The 18,504-nt window shown below is 71.0% G+C and carries 15 protein-coding genes and 1 pseudogene; 8 read left to right on the top strand and 8 right to left on the bottom strand.

The genetic code is table 11. From position 1 onward, the window contains the following. Positions 1-15: 15 nt before the first annotated feature. A complete protein-coding gene (locus ACIBBH_RS32510) occupies positions 16-1,089 on the bottom strand; it encodes a MerR family transcriptional regulator (RefSeq protein ID WP_399410852.1) in 1,074 nt (357 codons plus the stop codon). A 135-nt stretch (positions 1,090-1,224) separates the two neighbouring features. Between ACIBBH_RS32510 and ACIBBH_RS32505 the strand changes: the two genes are divergently transcribed. Continuing rightward, positions 1,225-2,112, top strand: coding sequence for a RimK family alpha-L-glutamate ligase (locus tag ACIBBH_RS32505; RefSeq protein ID WP_399410789.1), 888 nt, complete (start codon positions 1,225-1,227; stop codon positions 2,110-2,112). A gap of 21 nt (positions 2,113-2,133) precedes the next feature. On the opposite strand, the gene ACIBBH_RS32500 is transcribed toward ACIBBH_RS32505, so the two are convergent. Beyond that, a complete protein-coding gene (locus ACIBBH_RS32500; RefSeq protein WP_399410787.1) occupies positions 2,134-3,534 on the bottom strand; it encodes a hypothetical protein in 1,401 nt (466 codons plus the stop codon). A 712-nt stretch (positions 3,535-4,246) separates the two neighbouring features. On the opposite strand from ACIBBH_RS32500, the gene ACIBBH_RS32495 reads away from it, so the two are divergent. The 3 genes from ACIBBH_RS32495 (at position 4,247) to ACIBBH_RS32485 (ending at position 7,557) form a co-directional block, all read left to right on the top strand. Further along, complete coding sequence (locus ACIBBH_RS32495) at positions 4,247-4,540, top strand: lactococcin 972 family bacteriocin (RefSeq protein ID WP_399410785.1); 294 nt, start codon at positions 4,247-4,249, stop codon at positions 4,538-4,540. Positions 4,541-4,674: 134 nt separating this feature from the next. Continuing rightward, positions 4,675-6,810, top strand: a complete 2,136-nt coding sequence (locus tag ACIBBH_RS32490; protein ID WP_399410783.1) for a hypothetical protein — start codon at positions 4,675-4,677, stop codon at positions 6,808-6,810. 42 nt (positions 6,811-6,852) lie between these two features. Then, positions 6,853-7,557, top strand: a complete 705-nt coding sequence (locus tag ACIBBH_RS32485) for an ATP-binding cassette domain-containing protein (RefSeq protein ID WP_399410782.1) — start codon at positions 6,853-6,855, stop codon at positions 7,555-7,557. Positions 7,558-7,654: 97 nt separating this feature from the next. Here the strand turns inward: ACIBBH_RS32485 and ACIBBH_RS32480 are convergent, their stop codons facing one another. Continuing rightward, entirely contained in the window at positions 7,655-8,557 is a 903-nt protein-coding gene (locus ACIBBH_RS32480) for a LysR family transcriptional regulator (RefSeq protein WP_399410780.1), read from the bottom strand. A gap of 102 nt (positions 8,558-8,659) precedes the next feature. On the opposite strand from ACIBBH_RS32480, the gene ACIBBH_RS32475 reads away from it, so the two are divergent. Beyond that, positions 8,660-9,490: an oxidoreductase gene (locus ACIBBH_RS32475; protein ID WP_399410778.1), complete on the top strand. Its 831-nt coding sequence runs from the start codon at positions 8,660-8,662 to the stop codon at positions 9,488-9,490. Between the two features lie 5 nt (positions 9,491-9,495). Here ACIBBH_RS32475 and ACIBBH_RS32470 read toward each other — a convergent pair whose 3' ends face one another. Then, complete coding sequence (locus tag ACIBBH_RS32470) at positions 9,496-10,071, bottom strand: hypothetical protein (RefSeq protein WP_399410776.1); 576 nt, start codon at positions 10,069-10,071, stop codon at positions 9,496-9,498. A gap of 123 nt (positions 10,072-10,194) precedes the next feature. On the opposite strand from ACIBBH_RS32470, the gene ACIBBH_RS32465 reads away from it, so the two are divergent. Together ACIBBH_RS32465 and ACIBBH_RS32460 are read left to right on the top strand one after the other, a co-directional pair. Continuing rightward, the gene (locus tag ACIBBH_RS32465; protein ID WP_399410774.1) at positions 10,195-10,968 is read left to right on the top strand and encodes an IclR family transcriptional regulator; all 774 of its coding nucleotides are present in this window, start codon (positions 10,195-10,197) and stop codon (positions 10,966-10,968) included. Beyond that, a complete protein-coding gene (locus ACIBBH_RS32460; RefSeq protein WP_399410772.1) occupies positions 10,965-11,810 on the top strand; it encodes an SMP-30/gluconolactonase/LRE family protein in 846 nt (281 codons plus the stop codon). The genes ACIBBH_RS32465 and ACIBBH_RS32460 overlap by 4 nt, the downstream gene beginning before the upstream one ends. A 138-nt stretch (positions 11,811-11,948) precedes the next feature. Here ACIBBH_RS32460 and ACIBBH_RS32455 read toward each other — a convergent pair whose 3' ends face one another. Genes ACIBBH_RS32455 through ACIBBH_RS32445 form a run of 3 tightly spaced genes read right to left on the bottom strand, consistent with a single transcriptional unit; the run spans position 11,949 to position 15,134 of the window. Then, positions 11,949-13,340 (bottom strand): FAD-dependent oxidoreductase, encoded by a 1,392-nt coding sequence (locus tag ACIBBH_RS32455; protein ID WP_399410770.1) that lies wholly within the window; start codon positions 13,338-13,340, stop codon positions 11,949-11,951. Further along, positions 13,333-14,562: an MAB_1171c family putative transporter gene (locus ACIBBH_RS32450; protein ID WP_399410768.1), complete on the bottom strand. Its 1,230-nt coding sequence runs from the start codon at positions 14,560-14,562 to the stop codon at positions 13,333-13,335. The genes ACIBBH_RS32455 and ACIBBH_RS32450 overlap by 8 nt, the downstream gene beginning before the upstream one ends. Beyond that, complete coding sequence (locus tag ACIBBH_RS32445) at positions 14,559-15,134, bottom strand: toxin-antitoxin system, toxin component family protein (RefSeq protein WP_399410766.1); 576 nt, start codon at positions 15,132-15,134, stop codon at positions 14,559-14,561. The genes ACIBBH_RS32450 and ACIBBH_RS32445 overlap by 4 nt, the downstream gene beginning before the upstream one ends. Positions 15,135-15,335: 201 nt before the next feature. Here ACIBBH_RS32445 and ACIBBH_RS32440 point away from each other — a divergent pair. Next, a pseudogene (locus tag ACIBBH_RS32440) lies at positions 15,336-15,511 on the top strand (alpha-N-arabinofuranosidase); the annotation flags it as partial. Between the two features lie 6 nt (positions 15,512-15,517). Here ACIBBH_RS32440 and ACIBBH_RS32435 read toward each other — a convergent pair. Next, positions 15,518-18,484: a beta-galactosidase gene (locus ACIBBH_RS32435; RefSeq protein ID WP_399410850.1), complete on the bottom strand. Its 2,967-nt coding sequence runs from the start codon at positions 18,482-18,484 to the stop codon at positions 15,518-15,520. Positions 18,485-18,504 lie beyond the last annotated feature (20 nt).

Here is an 18,504-nt window from a genome sequence, read left to right as displayed (position 1 = left end):
ACCAACACCCCCTTCCTACACCAGGCTCGCCGCCGCCGCCTCCACCACCTCGGCCACCACGCAACTGACGTTGTCCGGGCCCCCCGCGGCGTTCGCCGCGTCGATCAGGGCGTGCACGGCGCGGTCCGGGTCCGGGTCCGCGGTCAGCAGCCGGCGGATCTCGTCGTCCGGTACGACACCGGACAGGCCGTCGGAGCACAGCAGGTACCGGTCGCCGGGCCGGGCGTCGTGCAGCCGCAGGTCGGGCGCCGCGGGCGTACCGCCGGTGAGGGCCTTGGCCAGGAGGGCGCGCTGCGGGTGGCTGGCGGTCTCCTCCGGGGTCAGCCGGCCCTCGTCGATCAGCGACTGGACCACGCTGTGGTCGTGGGTGATGCGGAAGAGCTCCCCGTCCCGCAGCAGGTAGGCGCGGGAGTCGCCGATGTGCACCAGGGCCAGCCGGGAGCCCGTCCACAGCAGCGCGGTGAGGGTGGTGCCGGTCTCCTCGTCGCCCGCCGCCAGGTCCCGAACCGCCCGGCTCGCGCCCTGCACGGCGTCCTCCAGCAGGTTCAGCACCCCGCCCGCCGCCAGGTCCTCGCCCTCCAGGAACTTCAGCGCCTCCACGGCGGCACCGCTCGCGGGGCCGCCCGCCGGGCCGCAGCCGTCGGCCACGGCGAGCAGCCGGCGGCCCGCGTACACGGTGTCCTGGTTGGCGGTCCGGACGTGTCCGGTGTCCGTGTGGGCGCAGTAGCGCAGTTCGAGCATGGTGGTGTCCTTCCTCGACTCCGTTGACAGGTGGTCGGTCAGGAACGCGGCGAGGTCCCGCCGTACGGCCGTGTCCGCCTCGACCCGCGCCCAGTACGCCCGGATCTCCCGCGCGGCCTCGGCCGGCGGCAGGGCGCACACCTCACGGATCCCGGCCAGCGGCATCCCCAGCCGCCGCAGCCAGGCCACGAGCCGGGCCCGCTCCAACTGCTGTACCGCGTAGTAGCGGTAGCCGGTGCCGGGGTCGACCCGGGCGGGCCGCAGCAGCTCCAGCTCGTCGTACAGCCGCAGCGCCTTGGGCGACAGCCGGGACGCCCTGGCGAAGGCGCCGATCGTCAGCATCTCCATGTGCACCTCGAAGTCCTCCGGTTCCCGCCACCGATGCTGGGGCCTCACCAAAGGGGAAGGTCAACGGCGTGTTTCGGTTGCGGCGGCGGTTGTTAGCCTGCGAGGCGACCACCCGCCGTCCCGAAGGAGCCCGCCGTGCCCCGCATAGCCCTCGCCACCTACGACCCCGGGGCGCAGCCCAGCAAGGACCGCGACCTCCCGGTGCTGGCGGATGCGCTGCGGGCGGCCGCGGCCGACGCCGTCGCCGTGCCCTGGGACGACTCCGGCACCGACTGGGGCGGCTTCGACCTGGTCCTCATACGCTCGACCTGGGACTACAGCTGGCGGGCGGAGGAGTTCGTGGCGTGGGCCGAGCGGTGCGCGACGGTGACGCGCCTGGCCAATCCGGCCGGCGTCGTGCGCTGGAACACCGACAAGCGCTACCTCGGCGACCTCGCGGCGGCGGGCGTGCCCGTGGTGCCGACCCGGTACCTCGCGCCCGGCGACGCCGTGACCGCGGACGGCCTCCCGGACGACCACGACTTCGTCGTGAAGCCCACCTTCGGCGCGGGCGCCCGGTTCGCCGCCCGGTACACGCCGGCCGAGCGGGACACGGCCCTGCGTCAGCTCGCGCGGATGCACGCGGAGGGGCTGACCGCGATGGTGCAGCCGTACCTGACCCACATCGACGTCAGCGGCGAGCGGGCGCTGCAGTTCTTCGGCGGGCGGCTGCTGCACGCCAGCCGCAAGCGGGCGGTGCTGGCGGCCGGCACGGCCTACGACGCGGACAAGGTGGCCCACCCCGACCTGGAGCCGTGGACGCCGACCCCTGCCGAACTGGCCGTCGCCGAGCGGGCGCTGGCCGCCGTGCCGGACACCCCGGAGCTGCTGTACGCGCGCGTGGACCTGGCCGACGGGGCGGACGGGGAGCTCCGGGTGATGGAGCTGGAGCTGGTCGAGCCCAATCTGTTCCTGTGGCTCCACCCGGGCTCGCTGCCCCGCGTGACGGAGGCGATCCTGGTGGCGGCCGACCAGGGCGTTTGAAGGCGGGTACCACCCCGTCGATCAGTGAGCTGACGCGAGCCGTTCGTACACCGTCACCCTGCGGCCACGGACCTGCTTGTCGGCCACTGCCGTGAAGTACTTCTTCAGTACGGCGATCTTCATCCTGTCCCGCTCGGCCGCCACCGGTCTCGCCACCCGAGCCGCGTCCGTCACCAGCATGATCCGTCGCTGGGACAGCATCGCGGCTCGTATGCGTTCCGGATTCGCCTCCACGCCTTTCAGCGTCCCGGACTTCTCCGGGCTCTCCGTAAGGGCGATGTCCCGCAGACCGTCAAAGGCGCTCGGGGAGACGGACTTGGTGTCCCGGCGTGCCGACGGGACGAAGAGCACCGCACTCCCGGTTGCTTTCATCCGCTCCACGTCCGACGCCACCGCCAGGACGTCGTCCACTCGGCTCGCCGGGGCTCGCTTGGCCAGCGACTGCGGCAGCAGAGCCGCCATCGCCACGGCGACCGTCGCGGGGAGAATCCACACCGACGCTCTCGGGTGCCGGGGCCTGACCGCCTGTACCGCCGCGCCGATGGCCGTACCGATCAGCAGCGCCAGACCCAGCAGACTGAAGAGAATGTACCGGTCGAGGAACAGGGGCTGGACCAGGGAAACACCGATGAGGCCGAGGTGGGGCACCGCCAGCAACGGCAGCCCGACGGCTGCCACCGACAGCCGGCCCGCCCGGGGCCGGTCCAGTACGGCGCCGACGCCGCCGATCACCAGCAGGACCGCCGGGCCGATCAGCATGTGCCAGGTGAGCGGCGGGATCCATGACACCTGCGCGGACTGGCTCCGGCTGAAAAGGACCAGGGGCAGCACACAGACCGTGGCGGCCGCGGCTGCCGTCGTCCAGCGTGTCCACACTCCGCGCCCGGCTCGGGTCCAGAGCACAGTCGCCAGGTGCGCCGGAAGGATCATGAGCGAGAGCCAGTTCAGAAGCCCACTCACCAGGACGGTGCCACCGTAGGCAGCCCAGTACACCGTCCGGACACGCCCTTGGAGCACGGTCACGAGCAGCAAGGTGGAGATCCCGGCTCCGGCTGCGACCAGTGCGTACGGCCGGCCCTCCTGGAGATAGAACTGCACGGCCGGAAGCAGCCCGAACGCCATCCCTCCCGCCAGGCCCACCCACGTGCCGGCCAGCCGGTGGCCAATGACCGCCACGCAGGCCGCTGCCACCGCCGTGGCCAGCACTGAGGGCAGCCGCAGCGTTGTGGTGCTGGGCCCGAAGCATTCGAACAGTGCGTGCATCAGCAGGTAGTAGCACCCGTGCACGACGTCGACGTTCCCCAGCATGCGCCAGATCTCAGGGGTGGAGCGTTCGGCCACCTGCCAGGTTGCGGCCTCGTCCCGCCACACACTGCCCTGCCGCGACAGCCCCCACAGACCGAAGGCGACAGTCCACAGCATCGGGATCAGCCAGACGAGAACGCAGTGACATGGCGGGTCTGGTGGAGATGCCATGGACGTTGTTCCGCCCCCCGGGTAACGGGGCGACGGAAGGAACTTGCGGTCAATCGACATGAAGGAGGGCTTCCGGAGCGGCTGTTGAACAGGGGGGTGTGCCAGAGAGGCGTTGAGGCAACTCGCCGGCCACGAATCGTATGCACCGTAGCGCCCCCTGCACGGCCCCGATGAAAGCCGACGTGATCAAGGATGCCATCTCAGCGTCAGCTTGTCCCGCCCCCGAGACCGTGGCCCACCTGGTGGCGAATCCGGGAACGGATCAGAACGCGGCGGTGGGGGGTGACTTCGAGACACCGAAACACGGCGGCAACGTCCGGCACGATCACCGGCCTTTTCATCGAGTGGACGAGAGCCCGGGTCCGGGCCCGACCGCACCGCCTGGTCCTCGACACGGCCGGCCTTCGAGTAGCACTCGCCGAATGACATGACTTCCAGGTGTCCGGCCCGGCCTGGAATTGTGTATTCCGCTTGTTCCGGACCGTGTCGGATCCCCATGTCGTCAGCATCACCGCGGTGTGGCTGATATCAGTCGGCCCACCCACGTAACCCGCATCACAGGTTACCTAAATCACAGCCTGTTCAGTTGCGCCCTGATTGCGGCCTGCATGATGATCTTGCTCGACCAAGCAAGATCGCCATGAAAGGTGAATCACAAATGAACAGGAAAACGGGGGTTAAGGCGGCCGTCGCGACCGTGGCGCTCATCTTCGCCGCGGCCACGCCGGCACTGGCCACGACCGTCGACGTCGGCGGTGGCAAGTGGAGTTACGACAAGGGCGCCAACACGGCCTGGTCGAACTACAAGCACCCGAACAACAAGCACTCGTCCGCGGTGAAGATCGGAAGCCAGACCTTCAGCAGCGGCTGCACGGCCAAGGGGCAGTGGTCCCTGGCCTCGGGGACGCTGAACGGCGGCGGTGTCTCGTACTACTACGACCCGAGCTGCTAAGTCTCCTGGTCGGACATCGAGTTATGTATACGCGGGTGGCGCCGCTCTCGGATACCTAGCTCGGATCAGCTGTGGGGGCGAGTTTTCCTTGCCCCCACAGCTGCTTTTGTCACAGCCTGAATCCTCCCGGACGCGTGCTCAACGAGCGCCCTCAACCTAGGTATCCGATGCTGCATCGAGGCATACGATTCGTCCACGCCGCCATCCTGGCTTTTTCCGTAGTGCTGGCTTTTCTGTTCGTGCGGGGACTGGATGAGGGCGGGGTACTGGGAAACACGGCGCTGGTCGATGTGCTCGACTCCGATGATTCGACGAGCGGAGCCCAAGTCGTCCGGGCTGTCGAGTCGTTCTCGGCCGAGCACGGTGCCGGGGTGGCTCGTGAGGTGCCCGACCTGAAGAACCCGGACGGGATGCGGCACCTGTACCTGGCTCCGGGCAGTCCCGGCTCCATGACGGCGGCGTGGCCGAGCGAAGGCTATCCGGCGTTCAGCAGGAACTATGAAACGCGGGTGCATCCGATCTCCGAGATCGCGCAACAGGATCCGCGAGGTTCCTACTACGTGTTCGGATCGGCTGCGGCGGTTGATGCCTTGGTGGCCACGTTCCATGACCTTGGCCTGACCACCAGCGTCACCCACCCTCTGTCGTACGCGGAACTGTCCGACAAGTACTCGGACGATCCCCTGTTCCGGGGCTTCTGCGTGGTCGCCCTCGCCGCGCTGACGATGACCGGCGCGAGCGTGCTGCTCAGTGCGAAGGCGTACGGAGTCCTGCGGATGCAGGGCATGTCCCTCGGCGGCATCCTTCTTCGCGATCTGCGGCAGTCGGCGCTGTTCTGGCTGGTGGCGGTCGGCGCCGTGGTGGTCGCGACGCTTGCCTTCCTCGGCTTCTACAACGGCTTCGCCTGGCTGGGGCTGTTCACTTCGGTGGCCGCGGTGGTTGCCGTTGTGCTGGTCGTCCTGGTGCTGGCCACCCAAGCGGCCGTGCTCGCCCTGACCTTCAAGGTTGACGTACTGCGTGCCCTCAAGGGTGAGCTGCCTTCACGGGCGGCATCCATCAGTGTCTACCTGGTGCGTATCCCCGCACTGCTGCTTGCTCTCACCGTGGCCATGAACGCCAGCCTCGCGGGCCGGGACGTACTGACGCGCCTGGAGAACCGGGATGTCTACAACTCCGCAGGCGATGCGGTCTCGATCCGTCTCAGCGGCGCCTTCGTCATGCACATGGACCAACTGGGCAGCCATGTGGGTCCCTGGCTGCGCCAGGCCGACGGGCGGGGCGAGGTCATTCTCGCCGGGCGCAGAGACCTCCAGGTCTCCGCCCCGGGCGCACACCTGCCGTCCGGCGAGATTCTCGTCGTCAACGACACCTATCTCGAAAAGCAGCCGGTCTTCGACCCGGCGGGACGGCGTTATACCTCTGAGGCCCACAGCGGGAAGGCACCGGATGCGCGCTCGATACGGGTCGTCATTCCCGATTCCCTCTCCTCTCACACGCCGGTGATCACCAAGGCGGCCTCCGAGATCATTGATCCGGATCTCAGCCGGCACGTCCCGCTCGAGACGTCCAGGGCCAGGACGGGCCAGCGCCTCTTCGGATACAACACCGGCGCCTACTCCTACAACTCGGCACACAGTTCTGACGAGGACAGGTCCTTGGTGCGCGACCCCGTCCTCATCGTCGTCCCCAATGGTTCGCATTTCCTGAGGAACGACGCCTACACCGCCTTCGCCACTCAGGCGGGAGTGGTCTTCTCCGACCCTGATGACGTACTGAAGGGCATCAAGGCGAGGAAACTTCAGGACTACGTGAACGGCGTGAGTCCCGTAGGACAGAAAACGGCTTTGGATCTCAGGGGTGCAGTCAACAAATTCCGACTGCAGGTCTTCAACCTCGTCGTGGCCGTGATAGTGCTCCTCATCGCCGGTGTGGGTGTCTGCATCATCTACTCGCGCAAGAATGCACAAAGAATGTTCGCGCAACATGTCAGCGGCTGGAGATACGTCGCCACACATCGCTTCGTTCTCGCCGTGGAGATGGCTATTGCGGCTATCTTCGCCACGCGGGTTCCCTTGCAAGCATGGCAGCAGCGACAGGAACTGAAGGAGTACGCTGCCGCCGGGGCGCCCGCCCCTTACCAGCCTATTCACCTCACCGCACTGGATCTGAGCATCATCACTGGTCTTGTTGCCTTCCAGGTTACGGCTGTGCTTATCGCACTCGCGCTCTTCCATGGCCGGATCATGAAGGAAGGGGCGACCGCGACGTGAGCCCCTCGGAAGCGAAGTCCCTCCATTCAGCCGGAGTACGTTGTGATCGATATTGAGAATCTGTCCAAGGCCTTCGGCTCGCGGGTCCTGTGGCGCAACGTCAACCTCACCGTCGATCGCGGTGAGATGCTCGCTCTCGTCGGCCCGAGTGGATCGGGCAAGTCCACCCTCCTCAACTGTCTCGGGCTGCTCGACAGGCCGAGCACGGGGACGATTCGGTACGAGGGGAGGGACATCACCCGGTTCGGCAAACGCGAGATCCGTCGGTTCCGCCGCGACACTCTCGGCTACCTGTTTCAGCACTACGCCTTGATCGAGAACGCGACCGTCGAGGAGAACCTGGACGTAGCCGTCAAGCCGCGGCGATGGTTGCAGGGCAAAGGCGGCACGGTTATTGCCGAGGCCCTTGAGCGTGTTGGTATGGCGGGGCGGGAAAAGGAGAAGATCCACCATCTCAGCGGTGGAGAACAGCAGCGCGTGGCCCTTGCCCGTCTCATGGTTCAGCGGCCGACCCTGGTGCTCGCGGACGAGCCGACCGGTGCGCTCGACGATGCCAACACCACTGTCGTCATGGACATCCTTCGCGAACTGAGCGACGGCGGATGTGCCGTGGTCATCGCGACCCACGATGCCGGCGTCCGTGACCGGTGTGACGCCGTGTTCGCCGTGCACGAGTCCTCGCTCGTCGGCTCCCCACGGCGCGAGGCAGTCTCTTCGCTTCCGGCGTCGGCCACTCAGAGCTCGTAACACGAGCGCACAGGGAGGGCGAGAGGGGTCCTCCTCGGCCGGCCACCCCGTTTCCGGGACCGGTCCCGGACCACGGCTCCGCCCCGGAACGAACGGCCTACTCCGCGACGGTGGCCCGGCACGCCGCCGCGTACGCCCGGACCAGTGGCCGGTGTTCGTCCTCGCGGCGCCAGGCCAGGGCGTAGCGGCTGGGGCTGATGCCCCGGACCGGGCGGGTGGTGACTCCGCCCAGGCTGATCAGCGGGGCGTTGCCCTCGGCGACCAGGCACACGCCGAGGCCCGCGACCAGGGCCTCGTAGGTCTCCTCCGCCCCCGCGATCTCCGCGCCGACGCGCGGTGGGCGGCCCGCGCGGGCGTCCAGGGCCAGCCAGTGGTCGCGCAGCGGGCCCGCGCTCTCGGGCAGTGCGAGAAACGGCTCGTCGGCCAGGTCGGCGAAGTCGATCTCGGCGCGGGCGGCGAGCGGATGCGTATCGGGCAGGGCGACCAGGCGGGGCTCCTCGACGACCACCGTCCAGCCGTAGCGCTCCGCGTCGGGCAGCGGCAGCCAGACGAAGGCGACGTCCGCGGCGCCGTCCGCCAGGCCCGCCGTCGGGTCCTCCCAACTGACCTGGCGCAGCCGGGCGAGGGCCTCCGGGTGCGCGGCGGTGAAGCGGGAGCGGATGGCCGGCAGCAGCCCGCCCCGGCCCGGACTGGTGCTCATGCCCACCACGAGGGTGCTGCGCTGCGCCGCCTTGACCGCCTCCACCGCGACCACGCCCTCCTCCCAGGCGGCCAGCACCCTCCGGGCGTGCGGCAGCAGCGCCTCGCCCGCGGCCGTCAGCGCCACCTCGCGCCGGTCGCGGCGCAGCAACTCCACCCCCAACTGGCGCTCCAGTGCCCGTATTTGCTTGCTCAGCGCGGGCTGGGACACGTACAGCCGCTCGGCCGCGCGGGTGAAGTGCAGTTCCTCGGCGACCGCGACGAAGTAGCGCAGGTCCCGTGCATGGACGTCCATCGTCATAACCGTTGGTTATCACCGTGGGTCTTGGACGGGCAACGGCATACGGCGGCAGGCTGGTGGGTGTCAGGGAAACAGGGACTCGAGAACTCACGGGGAGTCGACGTGAACAGGGTATGGCTGGTGACCGGGGCGAGCAGCGGCTTCGGGCGGGCGATCGCCGAGTCGGCGGTCGCCGCCGGTGACGTGGTGGTCGGCGCGGCCCGGCGCCCGGAGGCGCTGGACGACCTGGTGGCCGCGCATCCGGACCAGGTGGAGGCGCTGCGCCTGGACGTGACCGACCTGGCCGCGGTCGAGGGGGCGGTACGGGACGTGGTGGCGCGGCACGGGCGGATCGACGTACTGGTGAACAACGCGGGCCGCACGCATGTCGGGGCCGTCGAGGAGACGACCGACCAGGAGCTGCGCGACCTGTTCGACCTGCACGTCTTCGGCCCGGCGGCCCTGGTGCGGGCGGTACTGCCGCACATGCGGGAGCGGCGCTCGGGCGCGATCGTGCAGATGAGCAGCATGGGCGGCCAGATGTCCTTCGCGGGCTTCGGGGCGTACAGCGGGACCAAGTTCGCGCTGGAGGGCATGTCCGAGGCGCTCGCGGACGAGGTGCGGGAGTTCGGCGTCAAGGTGCTGATCGTGGAGCCGGGCGCGTTCCGGACCTCGCTGTTCGGGACCGGCCGGGCCGGGGCCAGCGCGGACAGCGGGGTGTACGCCAAGGTGAGCGAGACCCGCGGGTTCGTCGAGGGCGGCGACGGTACACAGCCCGGCGACCCGGCCAAGGCGGCGGCACTCATCCTGGCCGCGCTGGAGGCGGAGCACACGCCGCTGCGGCTGCCGCTCGGCGACGACGGGGTGAGTGCCGTCCTGGGCCACCTCGACCAGGTCCGCGAGGACGTCACCGCCTGGGAGAAGCAGACCAGGGCGACGGCGTTCGACGCCTGACCCGCTCAGCGGTCCACGCCGGCGACCGCGGTCCGCTGCAGCAGCCCCCAGGTGAACTCGGCGACCACCTCGTGCCGTACGCCCTCCCGGTCGGGCGCGGTGAAGGCGAGTCCCCAGCGGGTGGGGGCGGTGCCCTCCAGGGGGCGGGCGGGCGCGAAGGCGCGGGCGGCCTCGTGGATCGTGCACGACCAGGGGGTGAGGTCCTCCAGGGTGCGCAGGCCCGGGCCCTCGGCTCCCGGGGCGCGCACCAGCCACTCGTTCCAGACCGCGCCGTCGGGGGCGGCCAGCACCTCGAAGCGCAGGTCGGGCCAGAGGGGGAGCGGCCACTGCCGGGCCACGCAGTCCAGGTCGCCGAGGGTGCGTCCGCTCTCCGACTCCGGCGGGCCCAGGACCGAGCGGTAGCGGGCCGCGGCGGACCGGGACCGCGGCGAGCGGACCATCGCCTGCCAGCGCTTGTTCGCCTCCCGCATGTCCGCGATCGAGGCGCCCAGCTCCCGGCGTGCGTCCTCGACGAGGTCCGGATTGTGGTCGGCCATGCGGCGCAGCAGCACCAGCTGGAAGTCGATGTGCATGAAACCCATGGTGCCGCGTCACGCCCGCGCCCATTGCCCGGGCACCTGTCCGTGACTAGCCTGTGTTCGCCATGCCGATCGTCTGTTGAAATCTCGAACGCAGACGCTGAGACCCAAGGGAGGGGGCCGGACATGGGACGCCTCGTACCTGCCGTGACCCGGGCTCTCGACATTCTCGAGCTCTTCCTCGACGGGGACGGGACGCTCTCCGCCCCCGACATAGTGCGCAAGCTGCAGCTGCCGCGCACCACCGTGCACGAGCTGGTCACCACGCTCGCCGCCCGCCAGTACATCGTGCCCGTGACCGGCCAGACCGGACGCTACCGGCTCGGCGTGCGCCCGTACCAGCTCGGCAGCCGCTACGCCGAGCAGCTGGACCTCGCCGCCGAGGGCCAGCAGGTGGCCCGCTCGGTCGCCGAGACCTGCGACGAGACCGTGCACGTGGCGATCCTCGAGGGCACCGACGTCATCTACATCGCCAAGGTCGACTCCACGCACGCGGTGCGCATGGTGTCGGCGGCCGGCCGCCGGCTGCCCGCCCACTGCACCTCGGTCGGCAAGATGCTGCTGGCCTCGCTGCCCGAGACGGAGCTGGCCGCGCGCATCCCGGACGGCGCCGAGCTGGCCGCGATGACCCCCAACAGCATCACCGACCCGGGCGCACTGCGCGAGGTCCTGGCGGAGGTCCGGCAGCGGGGGATCGCGGTGGAGAACCGCGAGTCCAACCCGGACGTGTCCTGCGTGGCCGCCCCGGTGCGCGACCGCACCGGGCGGGTGGTGGCCGCCCTGTCCATCTCCGTGCCCACGATCCGCTGGAGCGACGACCGGCGGGAGGAGCTGGAGCAGCTCGCGACGAAGGGCGCGGCGGAGCTGTCGGAGCGGCTGGGGCACCGGAGCGTGGCATGACGGCGTACGAGGTCGCGGTACGGGCCGAGGCGGAGCTCGGCGAGGGGCCGACGTGGGACGCGGCCACCGGCCGCCTCGTCTGGATCGACATCCTGCAGTCCCGCGTCCACACCTACGACCCGTCGTCGGGCCGGCGCACGGTCCGTATGACACCGCAGCACGTCGGCGCGGCCAAGCCCCGGGCCGGCGGCGGGCTCGTCCTCAGCCTCCGGGACGGGGTGGGCCTGCTCGACCCCGACGGCGCCTTCCGCTGGCTGCACCGCGAGCCGGTGCCCGGGCGGCGCGCGAACGACGCGGCGGTCGCGGCGGACGGGTCGCTGTGGGCGGGGACGATGCGGTACGACGAGGCGCCGGGGGGCGGCACGCTCTCCCGTGTCACCGGGGACGGTGCCGTGACGGCCGTGCTGGCGGACGTGGCCGTGAGCAACGGCACGGGGTGGAGTCCGGACGGCCGCCTGATGTACTACATCGACTCTCCCACGCGGCGGGTGGACGTCTTCGGCTTCGACGGCGAACGGGTCTCCGGGCGGCGGCCGTTCGCGGTGATCGAGGACGGTGCGGGTTTCCCCGACGGGCTCACCGTGGATGCCGACGGGTGCGTGTGGGTGGCGCTGTGGGACGGCGGGGCGGTACGGCGGTACACGCCCCGGGGTGAGCTGGACCGGGTGATCTCGGTGCCGACCCCTCGGACGACTGCCTGTGCCTTCGGGGGCGCCGGCCTGAGCGACCTGTACATCACCACTGCCCGTACGGGGCTGAACGCCCCGCACCCGCTGTCGGGGTCGGTGCTGGTGGTGCCCGGCGCGGGGAAGGGGCTGCCGCAACCGGCGTTCGACGGCTGAACGGGGTTGCAGCTGGGGGCGGGTGTCGCTCGCCCGCGCCGGCGGGGCGCCTCCCCCGCTCTCGGCTTCGCTCGAGCGGGGGGACCCACCGCCCACCCGCGCCGCCCCAGCGGCACGACTGCCCGCAGCTGAGGCGGGTTACAGACCCGCCGCCTTCAGCTCCTCCGCCGTCAGCGGCGGGGCGTCGAGCGCCGGTTTCAGCGGCCCCACCACCGCCGCCAGAAGAACACTCGGCGCCACCAGCACCTCCGGCCCCCGCTCCAACGCCGTCACATCGGTCACCCGGCGGGCGATGCGCCCGTTCCCGGTGGCGGTGTGCAGCAGTCGCCGCACGTACGCCGCCATCACCCGCTCCCGGAGCGTGGGTCCGCCCTGCGTCGCCCCGGGATAGAAGACGTCCACCCCGGTCGACAGGTCCCACGCGGCCTGGACGGGCCGGCTGACCGCCTTCTGGATCCGCCGGGCCAGACCGGGCGAGCCCACTCCGTGACGCCGTACCACGTCCCGCAGCACCACCGCCGACTGCGCGGCAACCGACATACCGTGTCCGTACACCGGGTTCAGCGCGCACACCGCGTCCCCGAGCACCACGAAACCGTCCGGCCACGCGGGCATCCGCTCGTAGAACCAGCGGCGGTTGGCGGTGGTCCTGGTGAACGCCACCTCGCTCAGCGGTTCCGCGTTCACCAGCAGGTCGGCGACGACCGGATGGCTCAGCTCCCTGCGGGCGTACCGGGCGAAGTCCTCCTCCCCGGAGGTGGGTTCACCGCCTCGGCTGCCGTACAGCGTGACCATCCACTTGCCGTCCTCGACGGGCATCAGGACGCCGCCCCGCCCGGGCCGTCCGTCCCGCGGGTCCGCCTGGACGTGGACGATCGGAAAGCCGTCCCGCGCCTGGTCCGGCGCCCGGAACAGCCGACTCGCGTAGGCGACACCGGAGTTGACCTCGCGCCGCTCGGGCGCGGGCAGTCCGAGCGAGGTGAGCCACCGTGGCGTACGGGACGCGCGCCCCGTCGCGTCGACCACCAGGTCGGCCGTCAACGTGCGCTCGGAGCCGTCGTCGGCCCCGATCCGCACGCCGCTCACCGCCGCGTCCGTGCCGGTCAGCCCCAGCACCTCGGCCCGCTCCACCAGTTCTATCCGCCCGTCGGCCAGCACTTCCGCGCGGACCACCGCGTCCAGCAGGTCCCGGCTGGACGGCAGCATGAACGCCGACTCGCCCCAGCGCCGGAACCAGCCGTACGGCGACAGCGCCACCATGTCCGTGGTCACCGCCAGCCGCCCCGCCCCGGCCGCCCGCAGCCGCCCGATCACCCCGGGCACGAGCCGCTCCAGCGCCCGTGCCCCGCCCGACCACAGCTGGTGCACGTGCCGGGCCTGGGGCAGCCCCTTGCGCGGGGCGGGCCCGTCCGGCAGCGCGTCCCGCTCGACGACCACCACTCTGTCGGTGTGGTCGGCCAGCGCGCGGGCGGCGAGCAGGCCGGTCAGGGAGCCGCCGAGGACGACGGCGGTGGTGGTGCGGTCACTCATGCGCGGGCACGCTCTCTGCCGGGGCGCCCGCATGCGCGCGGACCGCCTCGATGGCCTCGGGGTGGCGGAGGGCTCGGGAGACGGCCCCGATCTCCTGGAGCAGGTTCGTGGTGTCGGGGGAGCCGGCCGCCTCCGGCGGCTCCGGCGTCCGGTCGCGGGCCTCGACGGCGTCCAGGACGACCACCGCCGCGGCCAGCGCCCGCGCCCTGTCCGGCGGGTGCCCGAGGTCGAGCGCGGCGTCGTACGACCGCCGGTTCAGCCCGGTGTCGATGCGCCGGGCCAGCGGCAGCAGCGCGTCCCGGATGAACGTCTCGCGGCGGGTCAGCCGCAGCTCGGGCGTGGCCCGCAGCACGAACGGCACGCCCTCGCCGCTCACGGTCCGCATCAGCTGGTACAACGGCCGCAGTTCGCGATGGGCGAGCCGGACCCGCCAGCGGTCGTGCAGGTACTGGCCGGCGTGCGGCAGGATGAAACCGACCGCGATCAGGATCGCGGACAGCGCGGCCACGGGCGGGGCCAGGTTGGTGCTCAGCCAGTCCAGGTCGTTTCCGGTCCAGCGGGCGGATACGGCGACCAGCTTGGAGCTGTCGAAGACCAGGTTCAGCACGTAGCCGGCGCCCAGGGACTTCAGTCCCCAGCGCAGAAAGGCGTCGAGACCGTCGGTGCGCGCCCAGTTCCAGATCAGCTTGGACGTGATCAGGCAGGCCACGGCGTGCGCGACGAGGTAGAGCAGGATCTCCTCGCGCATGAACGGGGTGTTGGCGTAGTACGTGTCCAGGTCCCGCAGCCGCTCCACGGGCGCGTCGGCGAGCGCGAACAGCACCCACAGCACGACGATCACCCCCGAGTAGGCCGAGATCACCCAGCGCATCGCGCGGCGCGTCGCCGCCGAGCGGTCGGACAGGCCGTTGCGCCAGGCGATGATCAGCAGCAGACAGGAGCCGCAGAACGCGGTGATCAGCGAGTAGCACCAGGGCGCCGAGACGTTCGGCACGCCCACCAGCCGGTTGACCCGGGCGATCGTCGACGGCGTGCAGAACACGAACACCGCGCAGGCGAGCAGCAGCAGCCCGCCCACCGCGCGCAGCAGCGGGTCCCGCCACAGCCGGATGATGGTGGGCAGTTTGATCACCAGGGCGGCGGTGAGCACCGTGGTGGGGATCCAGAAGGAGATGTACAACTCGCCGAAGAACACGGACGGGTCAAGTGCCAGCAGGGTCACCGGGCCGTTCCTCCGCGCCCTCGGTAGCCAAGGGTCCGCTGGACGGGGTCGAGCGGGGCGTCGGGGCCCTCACCGGAGACGTAGGGCCTGAAGAGGGTCGCCAGCCGGTGCCCGAAGTCGTCGGCCTCGGCCTCGTCGGCCTCCCGGGAGCCGTTGCGGGCGGCGACCGTGAGGGCGAGGTCACGCCAGCCGGGCCCGCCGGCCAGCGCGCGGGCCGCCACGGCTCCCGCCCGGTGGTGGTGCCGGTGGCCGGCGTACAGGTGCCACAACTCATGGCCCAGGATGACCAGTTGCTGCACCGCCTCGGCCCGCTCCTCCACGATGACCAGGTCGAAGTCCTGGAACTCCACCCACAGGCCGGTGACCTCGATCTCGTCGGGGAAGCGTTCGAAGCGCAGCTCGACGGGCCGCCCGGCGCGCAGGACGCTCATCTCCTCGCACAGCGCCCGGCACAACTCCCGTACGTCACGAGGGCCATGAGGGCGGGAGCGGACCGCGCGGGCGAGGTCGGCGGCAAGACCGCGCATCGCCGAGCCGGGCCGAAAGCGCCGGAGCGCGCCCGCGATGTCCATCGCTCCCCCTTCTCACCGCCGGACGACGGCTTGTCCGAGATTACGCGTCGGGATGTGTCCGCGTCATGCGCTCCCGCGACCGTGGTTCAACCGGGAACCATCGAAAGTCCTTACCCGAAGTCCTGTCCAACCCATTGACGCGGAAGCGCTTCGATTTTTCGATCCGTTCGAAGTTATGTACCTCATTCGGCATATCGAACAGTCGACTTGACCTCCGTAGTCGAGCACAGCGTGCGCTCGGACGCCGACCCCGACGCCCGCCACACGCTCGACGCGCCGAGCGGGTCACCCCGCGCCCGGCCGGGGGCACGAGGCTGGAGGACGGCACGCTCACCGCCGTACTGGAGCCGCTGGTCTGGAACGTGATCCGGCTCGCGCAACTCTCAGCGGCCGGGGGAGGCCACCGGTGTCACCGGTACTCCTCCGGCCGCGCTGCCCAGCAGCGTCAGCCGGACATTCCCCGGGCCCGACTCCGAGGTGAACTCGGACAGGACGGCCAGGGCGAGGGTGTTGCGGCCCCGGGTGCGCAGGATGCCGTTGGGCAGGACGAAGGTGTGCTGCGGGCCCACGTTGTTGATGTACTGGCCCATGTTCCAGCCGTTGAGGAACATCTGGACGCGGTACGCGCGGTCCGGGTCGTCCTCCAGGACCAGGCCCACCGAGGCGTCGATGCCGTCGGGGACCGCCAGCGTGAAGCTGGTCCGGTACCAGGTCACGCCCTGTCGCCGCTCGGCGCGCGGGAAGTCCACCGCCTCCCAGTCCCGGTCGGCGAAGCCGGGCAGGTGCCAGCCCTCCCGCTCCCCGTACAGCCCGCCGTTGTTCTGCGGCCCGCGCACCGGATCGGGCGCCGCCTCGCCCTGCAACCGCCAACTCACCTCCGGGGCACCACCCTTGAAGGTGACGTCCGCCAGCCCGCGCGCCGCCTTGTGGGTGTCGAGTGCCTTGCCGTCCTGGTCGTGCTGCATGCGCCGCACGAGGACGGACAGCACGTGCCGGCCCGGCCCGCGCAGCTCCTCCCGCAGGGGGAAGACGGCCGTGTCCGCCCAACTGCCCTGCCGGGCGCCGGCCTTGTCCGGCACGGGCATGCGGTGGGTGCCCAGCGGCTCGCCGTCCAGCCATGCCATCAGCAGGCCCTGCGTACCGGTGCTGTAGGCGAGCGAGACCTCCTCGATGCCGGTGGAGTCCGAGAACGTACCCCGGTACCAGACGTCGCCGTAGTGGAAGCCGTAGTCGTCGGCGAAGAGGACCGGCCCGTCCTTCGGCACGGGCGTGGTGCTGAACGATGACGTCCGGTCGGCGGCCTTCCAGCGGGAGTCGTCGAACACGGGCCCCGCCTCGGGGTTCTCCGTCCGCATCCGCCAGCCGCTCAGCCCGGGCAGCCGCACCTCGGCCACGCCCGGCAGCAGCGCCTCGGCCACCAGACTCCCGGCCATCGCCACCCGCGTGGTCACCGGCCGCCCGTTCCACACCACGCTCCCGGTTCCGCGCGGCCCCCACACCTCCAGACCGGTCTCCTGGATGACGTCGCCGGTGAGGTGCACCGTGGAGCCGCGCAGCTCGGCGTGGCGCAGCAGCGCCGGGCCGTAGACCAGCACGGTGCCGGACGGGGTGTCGTACGGGAACAGCCGGACCGAGGCCGCCTCGTCGGCGAAGAGCAGCAGCAGCGGCGTGTCGCTCTCGCCGCGCTCCACCAGCACGCGGGTGAGCCCGCCGAGGCCGAGAGGCACGGTCACGTGCAGCTCGCCCCGGTCGTACGTCCAGCCCGCCTCCGCGTCCAGCCGGGTCACGTACGGCTCGCTCGGGCACTCCAGGACCAGGTGCGCCATCTCACCGTGGCGGCCGGTGAACACGGCGATGTCCTGCCGCCCGGCGGTCAGGCGCATCATGGGCTGGGCGGTGGAGTACTTCAGCCTCCGGTGCCCGAGGGAGAGCCCCGTCGTCAGCATCCGGGCGTCCCGGGCCGGGACGGTGACCTGTACCTCGCCGGCGTCGGTCGGCAGGGCGGAGGTGACCTCCTCGGCGCCGTCGTTGCGGGCCACGTACACGTGGGCGCCGGTGTCCGGGTTGGTCAGGTGGTACACCTTCAGCCCGGCCGCCCGCACGTCCGCCGCCCGGTCCAGCCTGGCGAAGTCGGGCACGCGTTGCAGCAGGTGCCCGAGCTGGTGCATCGGCACGATCTTCTCGGTGACGTTCCGGCCCTCGTCGAGGGCGGCCCCGTAGTCGTACGACGTGTACACCACCGGCGCGGGCAGCCAGCCCCACGAGGTGCCGCCGAAGGTCATGTAGACGTTGTGCAGCGTGATGCCGTTGGCCAGGTTGGTGAGGTAGAAGCGCCGCTCGTACGCCGCGTCCCGGGTGCGCCGCGACTCGGCGTACCCCTTCCCGCCGAACCAGGCCCCGCCCCACGGATCGAACCACCCGCCCCCGAACTCGGGCACGAACCCGGGGGTACGCGGACTGGCGGTGGCGCCGCCCTGGAGCCCGCCGACCCCGAAGTACCCCCAGTCCGGCGGCACCTGGGAAGGCGACGGGTACCCGTCGAAGCCGTACAGCCACCGCTGCTTCTCCCCGCCGGTGTCGAAGGAGCCCGGGATCCAGTACCCGTTGCGCCCCTTGTCATTGTGGAAGAGGGGTACGTCGATCCCGTCCGCCCGCACCTTCCTGTACAGGTGGGACATGTAGTTCCGGCCGGCCGGCTCGTCGACGTGGGAGTCGTACTCGTTCTCGATCTGGTACAGCAGGACGGTGCCGGTACCCCGGGTGAACAGATGCCGGCGCGCGATCCGGTTCACGGCGGTCAGCCACTCGTCGACGTACCTCAGGTAGGTCGGGTCGTCGGTCCGTGCCGAGCCCCGCGTGGCCGTCAGCCAGCCGGGGAAGCCGCCGCCGTCGACCTCCGCGTTGATGTACGGCCCCGGGCGCAGGATCACGTACAGCCCGGTCTCGGCGGCCATGCGCAGGAACAGGTCCAGGTCCCGGACGCCCGTGAAGTCGTACTTCCCCGGGGCGGGGGAATGATAGTTCCAGGCCACATAGACACTGACCGCGTTGTAGCCGTGCGCCCGCATCTTCTGCAGTACGTCGCGCCACAGGGACGGGCTGGGCAGCCGGAAGGGGTGCATCTCGCCGGACCACAGCACCAGCCGCCTGCCGTCGACGAGAAGCGAGTGGTGGTCGTACCCGATGGTGTGCCGCCGCCCGTCCGCGCCGGGCGGGGCGGGCGCCGGGCCGGTCGGCACGCTGCGCGCCGCGTACGCCGAAGAGGCCCCGGGGCCGCCACTGCCGCCCAGGGCGAAGCCGAGCGCGGCGGAGCCGGCGAGGGCACTGAAGGTACGTCTGCTGAGCGCCAAGGGGTCCTCCCGGGCGATCT

The organism is Streptomyces sp. NPDC051636, assembly GCF_044453765.1.
GTDB lineage: Bacteria > Actinomycetota > Actinomycetes > Streptomycetales > Streptomycetaceae > Streptomyces.
Note: the sequence above shows the minus strand (reverse complement) of the source record. Positions and strands in the feature narration are given on the sequence as shown.